Here is a 15,733-nt window from a genome sequence, read left to right as displayed (position 1 = left end):
AAAATAATCTTATGAAAGAGTTCCCAATAGTATTTGCATGCGATGATAATTACATAAAGTACACAAGTGTATCTATTGCTTCTATATTGTCCAATGCTAATAAAAATTTTTTTTACAAGATATTTATTCTGTCAGAAAATATTAGTCAGGAAAATCAAACTCTTATTAGAGAATGGGTTAATAGTGTTGATAATTTTTCTTTAGAGTTTTTAATTTTAAAAGATATTAAAAGTGAGGGTTTTCACATTGAAGCTCATTTGACAACTGCTACATATTATAGGCTGTATATTCCCAAATTATTTAAAGATTATGAGAGGGTGTTATATCTTGATAGTGATTTAATTGTAGATTATGATATTTCTAAACTGGCAACAATGGATTTTGAAAACTCATTAATGATGGGCGTTACAGATTATGTTTGTGATTATGTCAAACAAAACAATCCAAAGTTTCCGAGTAAATATTTTTATGAAGTATTAAAACTAAAAGAACCAGAAAAATATATTAATGCAGGTGTAGCTTTATTAAATATTAAAAAAATATATGAGTTAGGAATAGAAGATGAGTTTATCAAAATTATACATACAATTGATAAACCAATTAATCACGATCAAGATCTTTTGAACTGTGTTATAGGAAAGTATGGGGATACAACATTAATTTCTAAGAAATATAATTTTTTAACCGTTTATCAAAATGATATTAATATATCATACAGTTTTATATTAAAGAATAGCTTATGCAGATTGTTTAATTTTAGAAATACAAAAAATACTCCCTTCTATATATATCATTTTTCGACTGGGGCAAAACCGTGGAATTCCTCAAGAATTAGCAAACGATTATTTTATAAATTCTTATTTTCTATATATCTGATTAATCCACCCCAAAAATTTAAAAACCAAATTTTAAAAGAAGATAAAACAATATATCCTTTATACTGGAAATTGTTTTTAAAATATTTTTCTTCCTAGATGTGAAGATTTTTAACCATAACAATGAATATGTCTTGTAATCCTTTAGTATCGATAATTGTCCCAAACTATAATCATGCAAAGTACTTGAAGCAAAGGTTGGATTCTATATTTGATCAGACCTATAAGAATTTTGAAGTTATTTTGTTAGATGATTTGTCACAGGATAACAGTGTGCCAGTTCTCGATTCTTACCAGGATTATAGGATTACACACAGGGTTTATAATAAAGAGAACTCAGGCAGCACCTTTCGACAGTGGAAAAAAGGCTTGGAATTGGCAAAAGGTGAATTAATCTGGATCGCAGAAAGTGATGACTGGGCAGATGTCACTTTTCTGGAAAAAATGGTTTCGGTATTTGCCGAAAAAGAAAACGTGGCAATGGCTTACAGCGATATGCTGTATGTAGATGAGAATGGTCAAGAAATACAAGAATCTTTTACTGAATATGCAGGATACGCTCACCCCACTTTATGGTTAGACAGTCATTACTATTATGGAAAGGATTATGTCAAGGATTTTATGCTTAACAAATGCCTTATAGTAAATGCAAGTGCTGTTCTTTTCAAAAAAGACTTAGGAATCAATCATATCGATAAAGTGCTTGACTATAAAAAGGCCGGTGATTGGTTGTTTTGGAACAGTATTCTTTCAGAAGATAAGGCTTATGTTTACTTCAGGGGAAAAGAAAAATTGAACTATTTTCGCCATTCTCTACAGTCAACACGCAATTATCCAAGCATAGAAAAAAAACAAAAGGGATTGCTAGAAGTAACGAATGTGGTTTTTTCTACTTTAAAGTTAGTTGATCTTGAAAAAGAAAAATTGGCGGTAAAAAAGAGAGAGATGCTCGATTGGTGGTCAAAAGACCATACATTTAGGGATATATTTAGAGGTTCTTTTATAACAATTTTAAAAACTCAAATGTTTGAAGATACAACAACTTTCAGGCTTTATAAACATTACTTGAGATACAGCATAAAACAGCTACTTAAATAAACACATAAGAAAAAAACACAATGCTCAACAAAATAGCACTGAAAATCAGGGAAAGGTTTCCAAATGCCTACCAGGTTTTATTAAATATAAAGCAAGGTAGATATTCCTATACTTTTAAGAAAGAAAAATATCCCTATAGTTTTTTAGCCAATGATTATCCAGTTGATTACTCAGGGGAAAAAGCGCCAGAAGTTATTTATTGTTTTTGGACAGGAGACAATCCTTTAACCGAAAACCGAGAAAAAGGCATTCAAGCCCTTGAGAAGAATGCCGGAGTTCCTGTAAAACTGATAACGCCACAGAATCTGCCAGAATATATTAAGCCTGATTTTCCGCTCCATAAAGGTTATGAGCTGTTGAGTCTCACAATGCGTTCAGATTATCTAAGGTGTTATTTTATGCACCATTATGGTGGTGGTTACGCAGATATCAAACCTTTTGCTCATTCTTGGAAACCTGCTTTTAAGAAATTGAATAATAAGGAAGATCAATATGCCATTGGTTATCCGGAACTATTACATGGAGGTATTGCGCCGGCAAAACACCGGTTTATTGAGAATAATGTATATGAAGATTATGATATGATGCTGAGCACAGAAAATTTGATACATAAAGATTTAACAAGATATACACCACTACTAATAGGAAATTGTGGATTTATTTGTAAACCAAATACTCCTGTGACTACCGAATGGTATTATGAAGTACATCGTAGGATGGATGAGTTGTGTGACTGTTATAATGCTAATATTGTAAAATTTATTCCATATTTTTATCTTGTTCAGGTTTTCCATCCAATTGTGCTTAAGTATAATAAACATATTTTGCACGACAAAAATCTTTTACCTGTATTAGACAACTACAGATAATTTACATAAGTTGATTGAATGAAAATTGTTTATTTTTTTCCGAATCTTAAAGATTCTGCCGGCACAGAACGCATGCTGAATGTCAAGGCTAATTATTTGGCAGATGTCCTTCATCATGAGGTTACGATCATCACCTATCGTCAGTTTGATGATCCTGTATTCTTTCAGTTTAGTGATAAGATCAGGATGGTTCATTTTAATATCCCGGATCCTACCAGGGATTTGAACGGTTTGGGCTACTGGCAAAAAAGGAAAAAGTATAAAACCTTTATGCAGACTTATCGCCAAAAGGTAGAAAAATTTTTGTTTGATAACCCAACCGACATAGCTATATCGATGTACTTTGGGGCAGAACATAAGTTTTTGTCACTTATCAAAGACGGGAGCAAAAAAATATTGGAGTACCATTTCCATTTTGATATTACACCATTAAGCCAAAAACTAAAAGCAAAATGGACACTCAAAAATCTGAAGATGAAAATTCAGACGGCCATGTTTCAAAGAACACTTAATCAATACGACCGTATTGTGGTACTTACACAGCAGGATGAGGAGGAATGGGCGAAGTTTTTTACCAATGTCACCAATATCCCAAATCCTATTACAATAGAACCAACTAAAGCGGACTATAATATAGAAAAAGTACTGGCCGTTGGGCGCTACACCTATCAAAAAGGGTTCAATTATCTGATAGAAGCATGGGCGTTACTGGCAAATGAGTTCCCCGCCTGGCAGTTGGATATCTACGGAAGTGGCGAGCTGGAAGAGGATATGAAAAAACAAATCCAAGATTTAAATTTGGAAAGCAGTATCAACCTCTGCCCACCGAGAAAAGACATCAACCAAGTATTCGCTGTACACTCTATATTTGCACTGAGTTCGCGGTTTGAAGGATTTCCTTTGGTACTTGTAGAGGCACTTTCATGTGGCTTGGCTCCTGTTGCCTTTGAATGTAAAAACGGACCAAGGCAAATGATGGGAGATAGCCGGTTATCAGAATTTTTGGTAGAGCCACAGGATGTAAAAACATTGGCGGAAAAATTGAAATTGTTGATTGAGAATCCAACATTAAGAAAGCAAATGTCAGAGGAAGCCGCAAGTATATCAAAACGTTATCAACTACGAAGTATAATGGGAATTTGGGAAAATATGTTTAATCAATTAAAAAAATAATGAACACATCTCAATTAACGTTTACTCGTTTTATAGCAGCTGTTGCTATCGTTTTTTTTCATTATCATCATGGCATTTTTACAACGAATATCAAGTTTATTGAACAGATTAAAAACAATTTTGATCTAGGTGTCAGTTACTTTTATGTATTGTCAGGATTCGTCATGATGTTAGCTTATGGTAATAAGCCTTTGGTAAATTCAAGGTCTTACTATATCAATCGGTTTGCAAGAATATATCCTCTTCATATATTTAGTTCTATAACAGTAATTATAGTTTCTATATTAGTTTCATTAAATTATTTGGAATATTACCATTTTCCTCCTATAACTATATTATTAGAACATATTTTTTTAGTCCAAGCGTGGATTCCTCAAGATGCACTTTCATTAAACTTGGTATCTTGGTCTATTTCTGTTGAAGCTTTTTTCTATATATGCTTCCCAATTTTATTTAAAAATTTTATACAGAAGAATAGTTTAAAAGTTGTAAGCTTTGTCATACTCTCTTTTTGGTTGATTTGTCAAATTGTGATGAATTGGTTTTTCTTATCTCCATTTTTTAATCATACTCCATTTTCAATCGAGAATTCATTTTTACGCTTTAATCCTTTTTTACATTTAAATCAATTCTGTATAGGGTTATTATTCGGGAAATATTTTGTAATGAATTATACAAATATTCAAGGAAAATATGATGTACTTATAATCTTTTTTGCATTAATAACGTTATTGTTGATTTATTATTTACGTAATATGTTTGTGCAGAATGGCCTTTTGGCAATTAATTTTGCAATATTAATAAGTTTGATTTCTGCCAATCAAGGATTTTTAACTAAATTCTTTCGAAATAAATTTCTCATTTATATGGGCGAAATAAGTTTTGCAATATACTTGCTACAAGGCTCTGTATATGATCTATCATTAAAAATATTTAAAGCAATTAATATTGTTAATCCTTATGTCGTATTTTTCACATCATTTATTGTCTTAGTAATGGTGGCACATTTTTCATTTAAATGGATAGAAATACCATTCAAAAATAAAATTAGAAACAAACTGTCTATCTAGATTACATGACTATTCTTATCAAAAGCTATTACCGCCCACATCTTCTAGATCGTTGCCTCAGAAGTATTTACGAAAGAGTGATTGGTTTAGAAAATTTGCAAATTATAATTTTGGATGATGGAACACCTCAAAAATACCTTGATAAAATCCAAAAAAAATATCCGAAGGTAACTTTTAGGTTTTCTAAATATAGGGATGAAAAAATTGAAAAAATTGAAAATCACCTGAAAGGCGTAAAAGAATATCAAGATACTAGAATACCTACAGATTTGTGGTACGATGCTATAGCCGACTCTTCAGAAATACTAATTATGACAGAAGATGATGTTTGGTTTATAGAGGATTTTGATATGTTGTATTATGCGCAAGAGATGAAAAATTATGATATCCAACTTCTTAAATTAGGGCGCATCTTGGAAAAAGATTCGGATATAATCCCTTATCATAGATTGACAGATACTATTTCTTCTCATCAGCCTCATTTTATCATCAAATCAAAGAAATTTTATAGCCTGCTGCTTAATAACACTTTTAATATTAGAGATTTTATGGAGCAATATAAATTACTGCCAAAAAGATGGATAATGCAATTGTGGGTCATGTATGATATTCCCATGGGAATGTACAGAAAGGATTATCTTCAGTTTCTTTGGAAAGATCAATACAAAAGGGTGATTGAACAATTACAACTGAAAAATGCTGTAGATTGGGCATTTACACATAAAGGGAAGAACAAATATACTTTGATGACCACTCGTGTAATGGCAACGTCTTATCGGTCATCCGCATCTTTTAATGCCTTTAATATTAAAGAAAATTTTGATTTAGTCAGGTTCAATTACATCCTCAATGAACTTTGGTTAGAGGATCAGTTTGATGAATATGAGAATTATCCTGATGATTTTTCTGAAGAGTATATTTATAACATTTTAGTAGAAAAGAAAAATAAAGAATTTGCTGAAAGATGGAAAAAGTGGACTGAAAGTTTCATAGAAATGCATAAGGATTCTTAGCAGAATTGATAACAGACAGGTATTCATCAAACAAACTAACAACAGATCTCAATCATATGTTTTATAAATTTTTTCTACTTCTGGATCAACTTATTCAAAAAGCTAAAAAAGAGTCGGCTTATCAATCGTTCAGAAGTAATCCCAAATCCAATGTACCGTCAAATTTCAAATTAGGAGCCAATAATTATTACGACATCTCCTCATCAGCACAAATCAACATTGGAGATCAGGTCATGATTAATGAGTCTAATTATCTGACAATTAAAGGAAATGCCAAGTTTTCCGTGGGTAAAAATACCTACATTACAAGAGCAACGATTGCTTGTTTGGGAGAAATCACCATTGGAGAAAACTGTATCTTGGGAGAAGGAATGAAACTTTTTGATCATAATCATCAGTATAGTAAAAACCCCTTCAGTGTTTCTAAAACAGATTTTAATACAGGTTTTATTAGATTGGGAAATAATGTGTGGACTGGTGCCAACGTCGTTATTTTAAAAGATGTTACCATTGGTGATAATGTTATTATTGGTGCAGGCTGTGTGATTCATAAGGATATTCCGGCAAATTCTATTATTGTGAACAAACAGGAACATCTAATAAAATCAATCTAAGATGACTTTTTCCATTCTCATAGCGCATTATAATAATTGGAATTATTTTCAGGAATGTTATCAGTCAATTCTGAATCAAACCTATCAGGATTATGAAATTATAATTGTAGACGATTGTTCCACAGATGATTCGTATGAAAAGCTTGTAGAATTGGCTAAGCACAATGATAAAATAAAATTGTTCCAAAATCATGAGAATAAAAAAGTAGGATTTACAAAACGCAGATGTGTAGAAGAAGCTTTCGGTGACATTTGTGGTTTTTTGGATCCGGATGATAAGATTTCGGAAACTTCTTTGGAGGAAATTATCGATGTATATAAAGCGAATCCTAATATCATTGCTACTTACTCAAAAATAAAATTGATAAACAGTAATTCTCAGGATATTGGTAATTTTGAATTAACTAGAAAAACACCTAATAATAAAAAAACGTTTTTCAATATCAACTTTGAAGTGGCTCATTTTTTTTCTTTTAAAAGATCGGCCTATAATAAAACGACAGGTATTAACCCAAAATTGTTAATTTCTGAAGATCAAGATTTATATCTAAAGTTGTATGATATAGGAACTTTTGAATATATAGATTCGATACAATATTATTATAGAATTCATACTAATGGTATTTCTCAAAATAAAAATAAAACAAAACAACAAAAAGCCGACTGGAATCAGGTTTTATTAGAGACATGTGAGAGACGAGGTCTTAAAAAGCTTTACGGGAGAAAAATTGATGAGATTGATGATCTTGCAAAATTTATTTTTAAAAAGGAAAATACAATTTTTAAAAAACTTGTTAGAAAAATTTTATGACCTCAATTGTTATCAAATCCTTCAATCGGCCTTATTATTTAGAACGTTGTTTGCGGTCCATCTATTCTTGTATACAAGGTAATTTTGAGATCAAAATTTTAGACGATGGCACCCCTGCAAAGTATCTTGAAAGCATAAAAACCAAATTTCCTAAGGCTAAAATTATAACTTCTGATCAATACGGGGATAAAATCCAAGCGATTGAAGATCATATTACAAAAGGCAAAAAAATAGATGGTTTTACCATTCCGACAGATTTATGGTTTGATGAAGTTAAATCTTCATCAGAGTATGTTCTGGTAACAGAAGACGATGTTTGGTTTACAGAAACATTAAATATTGATGATGTTATTAATGATATGAAATCATTTTCAGTCCCACTGCTAAAATTAGGTTGGCTGGGGAATTATTCTGATGACAAAGCTTTAAAAATTAATAAATTGTCGGGTAATATCAGTCAAAGTCAACCGGTTAAGTTATGGACGTCCAATAAGATGGTAATGGATTTATTCATGTACAATAAATATAAATTGTTTACCATTTTGTACAAATTAGGCTTAGTTGATAACGAAACGAAACGTAAGTATTGGGGCATCAATTCTATTCTGATGGGGCTGTATCAAAAAGATTATTGGCTTTCTATTTGGGAGGATGCAAAAGGTAAAGTGGACGAAAAACAACAGCTGAGAAATGCAGCAGCTTGGTATCATAAGAATAAAAATGCTGTTTTTGCCAGAACGAATAAAGAGGTGCTAAAAACAACCTTCAAATCCTCGGCAACAGGTTCTTATCATGAATACGGCAATCATTTTGATGTCAACCGGATGAATTATATCTTAAACGAAGCCTGGCTAAGCAACAGATTCGATGCCATGCAAAACTATCCGAAAGATTTTTCTGATGAGTATATTAAAAAGTTTTTAGATCAAGAAAATCATCCCGATGCTCAATTTTCAGAATGGTTTAATTGGGCAGAGAAATTCCGCCAGCAATACCGAAACTTAGGCGCAGAAGTAGAATAAAGGCAATGTGAAAATATGAATGATAAGAAAATAAAAGTCCTCTTCAGGCTTCGTTCTTTGGAAATGGGCGGCGTTCCGAGGGTGATTTTGGATATATTGCAAAACTTACCCAAGGATAAATTTGATTTGACACTCATGCTTAATTTGTATCAGGGCGAATTAATCAAAGAGATTCCGGTTGATATAAAACTCATTGTTGTAGAAAAAGGGAAAGAGCAGATGAGTTCTAATCCTTTTTTACAGAAATTGCAATTGATTTGGCGACGGGTGAAGCTGGAAATTTATGATAGATTCCCTTCCGTTCTGTACAAGCTAAAAGTCCCAGAAAAATACGACATCGAAATCGCTTCGAGTTATGCGGAGTTTGATATGGTGCTCAACTCACCGAATAAAAATTCGCGGAAAATTGCCTGGTTTCATACAGATGTGACCTATGATGTCAATCAGGATAGAGCAAGATCAAGAGTACAGATAATGAAGAATTTTGATCATGTTATTTTCTGCGCGGCACATATCAGAAATGTGATCGAAACCTATTATAATGTCACTTACCTAAGTAGTTCGGTGGTGTACAACGCCATCCATGCCGATGAGGTTAAAGAAAAGGCTTCTGATTTTCAAGTCAATTATAAAGAGCTTAAAAGGCCGGTTTTTTGTTCTGTTGGCCGTTTACACAGCAGAAAGGGTTATCATAATTTGATCAACATTCATCGCCGGTTAATTGATGAAGGTTTTGAGCATAGCATTGTGGTTTTAGGCGATGGAGAGGAAAAAACTAATTTGATGCAACAAATCAGTCAAGTGGGCATTGAGGGATCATTTAAGTTGTTAGGTACAAAAATCAATCCTTACCCATACATCAAAAATGCTGATTATTTTGTATTGCCAACAAGATCAGAGGCTTATCCATTAGTTATTAACGAGGCTTTAGCCTTGGAAAAACCTATCATAAGCACCAATGTGGGAGGCATCCCCGAGATGATAGAAGATGGTGTTGACGGGATTTTGGTAAACGATGATGAAGAAGAGATTTATAACGCGATGAAAAAAGTCTTTACTCATCCAGAATTGTTAGAAAAAATTAAACAAAACGTGAAAGAATCTTATAAAAAGTTGGATTCACAAAAGATATATAATCGGGTCACTGAAATTCTGGAACAGCAATATCAATTAAAACTTGACAATGAGCGAGGCTAAAATTACCGTCATTACACCAACCTATAACCGGGCACATACATTATCCAGGGTTTATGAATCGTTGAAGAAGCAAAGTTTCAAAGATTTTATCTGGTTAATTATGGATGATGGCTCCACAGATAATACAAAGGCTTTGGTAGAAGGCTTTCAATCAGAAAATAAGTTGGCTATAGAATATCATTATCATAGCAATCAACATAAATTCATTACTGTTTTCAAGGGCGTGGAAAAAGTGAAAACACCATATTTCATGGTCGTGGATTCGGATGATTCTTATCCCGATAATGCTTTGGAAATCCTTTTTCAGGAAGCGCAGGGAATCAAAAATCAGGATAATTATATTGCAGTCATGGGATTGTCACAGTATCCGGACGGGCAAATTGTTGGGCATCTGTATCCAGGAGACGGTTTTGATGGAAGTATTCTGCAAATGCGCTATCAGTACAAAGTAAGGGGTGATAAATTTGGCATTTTCATCAGCAAGACGTATCAGAAGTTGCTGAGTCAATTCGATTATTCACCTTATGTAGGTAAAGGTTATATTCCACAAAGTGTTTTCTTCAATACCTATGATGCGGCGGGCTACAAAACCAGGTTTGTCAACATGTTTGTGAGAATATATCATTTTGATGAAGACGATGCGTCATCGGTTTCCAATACACGATGGACCGGGAAAAATACCTTTGGTTTGATGGAAGGGCATTTATCTTTTATCAATTCCTATGGTCATCAATTGCTGAGTTATCCCAAAGCGTTAGTCAGAAATTTGATGGGATATCAGGCTTATGCCATTGGCAATAGTAGGAGCTTTGCTGATATGCAAAAAAAACTTAAAGTCTTCCGAGGTCTTTCGCTTGTGCTTTATCCGTTATCCTACCTCTATTATAGAAAGAATAAAATGTAACAATGGAAAAGAAAAAGCTGCTGTTTGTCTATTACAAAATGAACCGTTCTGGTGGGATCAATCGGGTTTTGACAGATTTGGTTAATTCTGTTTCTACAGATTATGACATTACCATTTTACTGTTAATGGCTCCTCATCAGCCTTTTTATGAAGTAGATCAGGGTGTTAAATTAGAATTTATTGACACATTTGATCATTGGGCTTTCAGCAAAATCTGTGTATGGCTGGACAAATATATGCGATGGTTGCCTTTTCAAAATAAACTAAAAGGTTATTTGTACGATTTTGGAGCTTACCAAACCTTAGATCAATGGATGAATAACAACGCTGATAAATATGATAGAATCATCAGTTGTATGTACAAATTGTCTGCAGGGCTGTCACTTAATAAAAATGTCAATTATAAAACGATAGGATGGGAGCATAACAATTTCAAAGGTGGTGGCCTTCTTTGGGGAACATTGAGACAATGGTATTCAAAAAAATTGAAAGCAGTTGTATCCATCACTTCTAAGTCTCAAGTTTATTTCCAGTCCATAGGAGCTCAAACGGAATTAATTTACAACCTTATGAATGATGAGTTGTACAATCTACCTTTTGTCTCATTTGAGCATAAGAAGAATCAAATTGTGTTTGCAGCCAATTTGCATCCCGAGAAAAATGTGTTAGGTTTTCTGCGGATCATCCAAAAAGTGGATTTACCAAAAGATTGGACTGTAAAATTGATTGGTGATGGTGTTCAGATGAACTTGGCAAAGAGTTTTATAAATGAAAATCATCTGGAAGATCAGGTTCAGCTTTTAGGTAAAGTCTCATTTGATGAGGTGATGCAAACCATGTCAGAGTCCAAAATATTTTGCTTAACATCTAAAAATGAACCTTTTGGATTGGTCTTAGTAGAAGCCGTGTTTAACAGTTGTGCACTGTTGGCTTATGATTGTGAGCATGGCCCGGCAGAAATCATTAATTATAATAATGGATTTTTAATTCCGCTGCATGATGAAAAATCGTATGTTGAAACACTCCGAAATTTAATTTCAGATCCAGAGTTGCTGAAAAAACTTAATGTCTCGGCTTATAAAGATGCAAAAAGATGGAAAAAAGAGTCCGCGATAAGACAATGGAAAGAACTCCTTTAGATTTTTCAGTGATTCTAATTTATTATCACAATTTATTTTGTAATGATATAGATACTCAATAAAAAATGTTAAACTAAAGTATCTATTTTTACGAGGTATTCACGTTGATATGCACTCAGATTCTTAAAAGCTGGATGGTTAAAAATCTGCTTTGTCATCTAGCAATTTTTATTCCCACAGAATTAGTATTTTTGTACTCAAATTTCCTTGATGAAATATATTCTTGCGCTGTTGCTGGCTTTGAATCTCATGATGAATGCGCAGCAGCTTAATAAAACGAATACCAACAAACTACCTTCCGATACCTTAAAGGTAGACTCCGGGGAGAAGGATTCTTTGCAAATCTATAAACCTACCATTAATGATTATCTTGTGAAACAAAGGTTTACAGACAGGAAACAGTTTGATACAGCCTTCAATATAGAGCGCTCCTACGTGGTGACGCAATACAATAAAAAAGACAACTTCGGCAAAATTCAGTATGCTAACATTGGCTCTGGTTTTCAAAATTTGTTCTACAGCAAAAATCCAGAGGCTAACCTGAGTCTGCTTCCCGAAAATAAATCCTTTTTTATTCTGGGGGAAAACGATATCAACTATTATGATGTCAAAACACCTACCACAACATTTTTCTATAACAACGCCATGCGGAATGGAGGTCAGCTTCAGACAACCTACACCCAAAACATTGGCAAGAATTTCAACTTTGCAATAGAATATATGGGTCTGCGCTCACAAGGCTTATATAGGAATAGCCTTGCAGCGAGTAATAATACCATATTCAGCGGCCATTATATCTCGAAAAACAAAAAATATGAGGCTTATGCCCATTATATCCATCAGAATGTCAACAATCAGGAAAGTGGTGGCATCGCGGGACTGGATGTCTTCCTTAGTGGAGATTCTAGGTTTAACAACCGCCAGAATATAGAAACCAATCTTTCTGGTGCCGAGTCCCGGTTGGCCTACAGAAGATATTACTTAAGTCAGGAATTATCACCGTTTGACCCGACAAAATATCCTTTCAAACTAAGGCACACAATTTTTCATCAAGGCAATAAATATTATTTTTCCGAATCTGCAGCCAATACGGCCTTTTTTAATTCGGAGAGTATTGATAATTTCCCATTAACCAACAAAAAATTTTCGGACAATCTCAGCAATACTTTCAGTCTGGTTTGGGATAATGATAAGTTTAAGCTGGACGCAGGCTTCAGGCATCAGTACATTACTTTGGGTAATAAGAATGCCTATCCAGTAATGGGGATTCCTGGGTATTTCAAGGAGCAGAGATTGGGTGCTGTAGGGAATTTGCAAATCAAACTACTTGACAAAATCCAACTCAAATCATTTTTGGAAATTTCAAAAGGCTCGGAGTTTGGCAACTATATCAAGACAACCAACAACCTGGTTTTTGAACCATTTAAAGATTATTTGGTAGAAGCGCGGCTTAATTTTCAATCGGCTTATCCCAGTTTCAACTATTTGATGAACTCCTCGCATTATGTCAATTACAATTACAATCTGCAAAACCCGGACAATGAGGCGGTAACACAACTGGGAGGGACGTTGCATCTTGCAAAATGGTTGGATACACAGGTTTTCGCAGACTATTACAGGATAGATCACTATACTTATTTTGATAGCAATGCCAAGCCTCAACAGAGTTCGTCTTCGCTTAATATGTCACAGATTGGTGGCGAAGCTACGGCAGGCTTTGGAAGATTTCATCTCAATGGCAGGGCATTATTTCAACAAGTGTTGAGCAATAAGGACCTCCTGCCTGTTCCAGATTTTATTGGCAGGGTTAATTTGTACTATCAGGCTCCGGCTTTCAAAAAAGCGGCTACCATACAGGCGGGTGTAAAACTGTATTATTTTACCAAATTTGCGTCTCGTGCATTTTCGCCTATCCTCAACGAATATATCCTTCCAGGTGCCAATGGTTATTCTATTGGCGGGCAGCCTATTGCCGATGTCTACGTGAATATGAAGGTCAAAAGAATGTTTTTTTATGTAGAAGGGCAGCATATCAACCAAACCTTTATGCAGAACAAATCATTTGCGGCGCCCTACTATCCAGTCTATGATTTCCGACTGAATATTGGTATTGTTTGGTATCTTTTTAATTAATTGGATAGAATCATTATGGCAGCTTTTCCGCCCTCCATTCCCGCTATTTTTTACCAGCGCTCAGGCCCTGCAAAAAATGAGCTTCATTCAGGTCGGGCTGCAGATTGAAGGGAAAAACAACCTTTGTTCAAAATTGTAAGCAAAAGGTGTATTAATAAAAATCAAAACAACTTTTTTTATTAAAAGTTTAGACAAGTAAAGAATTATACAAATGACCATCGGTTTCAACAATATAGAGAGCATTCCACAGTTGATCAAGGACTTTTTACAGGGAAATCTGGCTGGGTTTCAGGATAAAACCTTCGATTTGGATAATTTTAAAAATCAGATGGCAGAGAAAAAAGATTCTTTTTCTGACAGCCAGAGAGAGATGCTCTACCAAACTATTTTCTCGCAAAACCAAGAGCAGCAGATGTCGCCCAAACAGTTGGAACATCTTTTTTCTCTGAAAGAAAATAACACATTCACCATTACTACAGGTCATCAACTAAACTTGTTTACGGGGCCAGTTTTCTTTGTTTATAAGATTTTGCAGACGATAAAAACTGCCCATTTTCTTAAACGCCATTTCCCGGAACATCATTTTGTTCCTATATTCTGGATGGCTACAGAGGATCACGATTTCGAAGAGATCAACCATTTCAAAACGCGGGATCATTATTATGAAATCAAGGGTCAATCTGGTGGCGACGTGGGAAATATCGTGATAGAAGACCGGTTTTTCATCGATGAATTCGAAAAAGAATTCAAAGATAACCTCTATGGTACCGAACTGATTCTCTGGATCAAAAAAGCTTACCAAAAAGGGAATACGCACACGCAAGCCATCCGTTATCTCGTGAATCAATTATTTTCAGATTACGGATTACTCACGATTGACGGCAACGACAAAGTGCTTAAAAACCAGGTGAAGGATATTTTTCGAAAAGAATTACTGTCTGATCAGCTTTTTGAAACAACTAAAGATCAACGCCATTTTCTTGAGGCAAAATATCATAAGGTACAAGTCAACCCAAGGGAAATCAATCTTTTTTACCTGACTGAAACCAGAAATAGGATTGAAAAAATCAATGAAGACTATTTTATTCTGGATACAGATCTGAAATTTTCAAGGGAAGAAATCCTTGCAGAACTGGATAATCATCTGGAGAAATTCAGTCCCAATGCGGTTCTTCGCCCGGCTTATCAGGAAACAGTATTGCCCAATCTGGCGTATGTGGGCGGGAATGCTGAGATTATGTATTGGACAGAACTCCAAGATTATTTCAAGTCCATTCACCTTCCTTTCCCTATCCTCATTCCAAGAAATTCAATGTTGTTTTTGGAAGAAAAAACGATTAGGAAAATCGAAAAGTCAGGCTTAAGTATCGAAGATTTCTTTGGAAATTTTGCCGAAGTTATCAATCAGAAAATTTTAGAAAATAATGAGATACAGTCGCTCCTTCTACAAAAAGAACAGGAGCTGGTTGGTTCTTTCTCAGATATAAAAACCGAGGCTGAAAAAACGGATAAAAGTTTTGCCAACCTTGTGAATGCCGAGGAAACGCGTCAGCTAAAGTCGTTTAAAAGAATGCAAAAACGCCTGTTGAAAGCTGAAAAAATCAAACAATCCGAGAGGTTCGATCAGATGCAGAATTTATTTTTAAAAGTACATCCAGGTGGCGTTTGGCAAGAAAGGATCTTCAATTTCAGCGTGTTTTATGCGGATTTTGGGAAACAATGGATTGATGATTGCTACCACAAAATGGATGTTCAAAAATCGGAACTGATAATTTGTTCCATTTAATTTGAAAGCATTATTTTTGTAAACATTAT

14 protein-coding genes are annotated in these 15,733 nt (G+C 34.2%); all 14 read left to right on the top strand.

Annotation, left to right across the window (positions count from 1 at the left end):
* The first annotated feature begins 11 nt into the window (after nt 1–11).
* Entirely contained in the window at nt 12–974 is a 963-nt protein-coding gene (locus AC00Y6_RS09440; protein ID WP_474490371.1) for a glycosyltransferase family 8 protein, read from the top strand.
* A gap of 24 nt (nt 975–998) precedes the next feature.
* A complete protein-coding gene (locus tag AC00Y6_RS09435) occupies nt 999–1,973 on the top strand; it encodes a glycosyltransferase family 2 protein (RefSeq protein ID WP_474490370.1) in 975 nt (324 codons plus the stop codon).
* A gap of 20 nt (nt 1,974–1,993) precedes the next feature.
* Complete coding sequence (locus AC00Y6_RS09430; protein WP_474490369.1) at nt 1,994–2,842, top strand: capsular polysaccharide synthesis protein; 849 nt, start codon at nt 1,994–1,996, stop codon at nt 2,840–2,842.
* 18 nt (nt 2,843–2,860) lie between these two features.
* Nucleotides 2,861–4,015, top strand: a complete 1,155-nt coding sequence (locus AC00Y6_RS09425) for a glycosyltransferase family 4 protein (protein ID WP_474490368.1) — start codon at nt 2,861–2,863, stop codon at nt 4,013–4,015.
* Nucleotides 4,015–5,085 (top strand): acyltransferase family protein, encoded by a 1,071-nt coding sequence (locus AC00Y6_RS09420; protein ID WP_474490367.1) that lies wholly within the window; start codon nt 4,015–4,017, stop codon nt 5,083–5,085. The genes AC00Y6_RS09425 and AC00Y6_RS09420 overlap by 1 nt, the downstream gene beginning before the upstream one ends.
* 5 nt (nt 5,086–5,090) lie before the next feature.
* A complete protein-coding gene (locus tag AC00Y6_RS09415) occupies nt 5,091–6,098 on the top strand; it encodes a glycosyltransferase (RefSeq protein WP_474490366.1) in 1,008 nt (335 codons plus the stop codon).
* Nucleotides 6,099–6,154: 56 nt separating this feature from the next.
* Complete coding sequence (locus AC00Y6_RS09410; RefSeq protein WP_474490365.1) at nt 6,155–6,712, top strand: acyltransferase; 558 nt, start codon at nt 6,155–6,157, stop codon at nt 6,710–6,712.
* A gap of 1 nt (nt 6,713) precedes the next feature.
* A complete protein-coding gene (locus AC00Y6_RS09405) occupies nt 6,714–7,523 on the top strand; it encodes a glycosyltransferase family 2 protein (RefSeq protein ID WP_474490364.1) in 810 nt (269 codons plus the stop codon).
* The gene (locus AC00Y6_RS09400) at nt 7,520–8,545 is read left to right on the top strand and encodes a glycosyltransferase family 2 protein (RefSeq protein WP_474490363.1); all 1,026 of its coding nucleotides are present in this window, start codon (nt 7,520–7,522) and stop codon (nt 8,543–8,545) included. Before AC00Y6_RS09405 ends, AC00Y6_RS09400 begins: the two co-directional genes overlap by 4 nt.
* Nucleotides 8,546–8,560: 15 nt before the next feature.
* On the top strand, nt 8,561–9,742 hold the full coding sequence (locus tag AC00Y6_RS09395; RefSeq protein ID WP_474490362.1) for a glycosyltransferase: 1,182 nt from the start codon (nt 8,561–8,563) through the stop codon (nt 9,740–9,742).
* Entirely contained in the window at nt 9,729–10,646 is a 918-nt protein-coding gene (locus AC00Y6_RS09390) for a glycosyltransferase family A protein (protein WP_474490361.1), read from the top strand. The genes AC00Y6_RS09395 and AC00Y6_RS09390 overlap by 14 nt, the downstream gene beginning before the upstream one ends.
* Before the next feature lie 2 nt (nt 10,647–10,648).
* Entirely contained in the window at nt 10,649–11,785 is a 1,137-nt protein-coding gene (locus AC00Y6_RS09385) for a glycosyltransferase (protein ID WP_474490360.1), read from the top strand.
* 210 nt (nt 11,786–11,995) lie between these two features.
* Nucleotides 11,996–13,918 carry a putative porin gene (locus tag AC00Y6_RS09380; RefSeq protein WP_474490359.1) on the top strand — a complete coding sequence of 641 codons (1,923 nt, stop codon included), beginning with the start codon at nt 11,996–11,998 and terminating at the stop codon, nt 13,916–13,918.
* Between the two features lie 211 nt (nt 13,919–14,129).
* Nucleotides 14,130–15,704, top strand: a complete 1,575-nt coding sequence (bshC, locus tag AC00Y6_RS09375; protein ID WP_474490358.1) for a bacillithiol biosynthesis cysteine-adding enzyme BshC — start codon at nt 14,130–14,132, stop codon at nt 15,702–15,704.
* Nucleotides 15,705–15,733: the final 29 nt, after the last annotated feature.

This window comes from Epilithonimonas sp. (genome assembly GCF_056329745.1).
The sequence above is the reverse complement of the archived record's forward strand: the minus strand, read 5'-3'. Positions and strand labels throughout refer to the sequence as shown.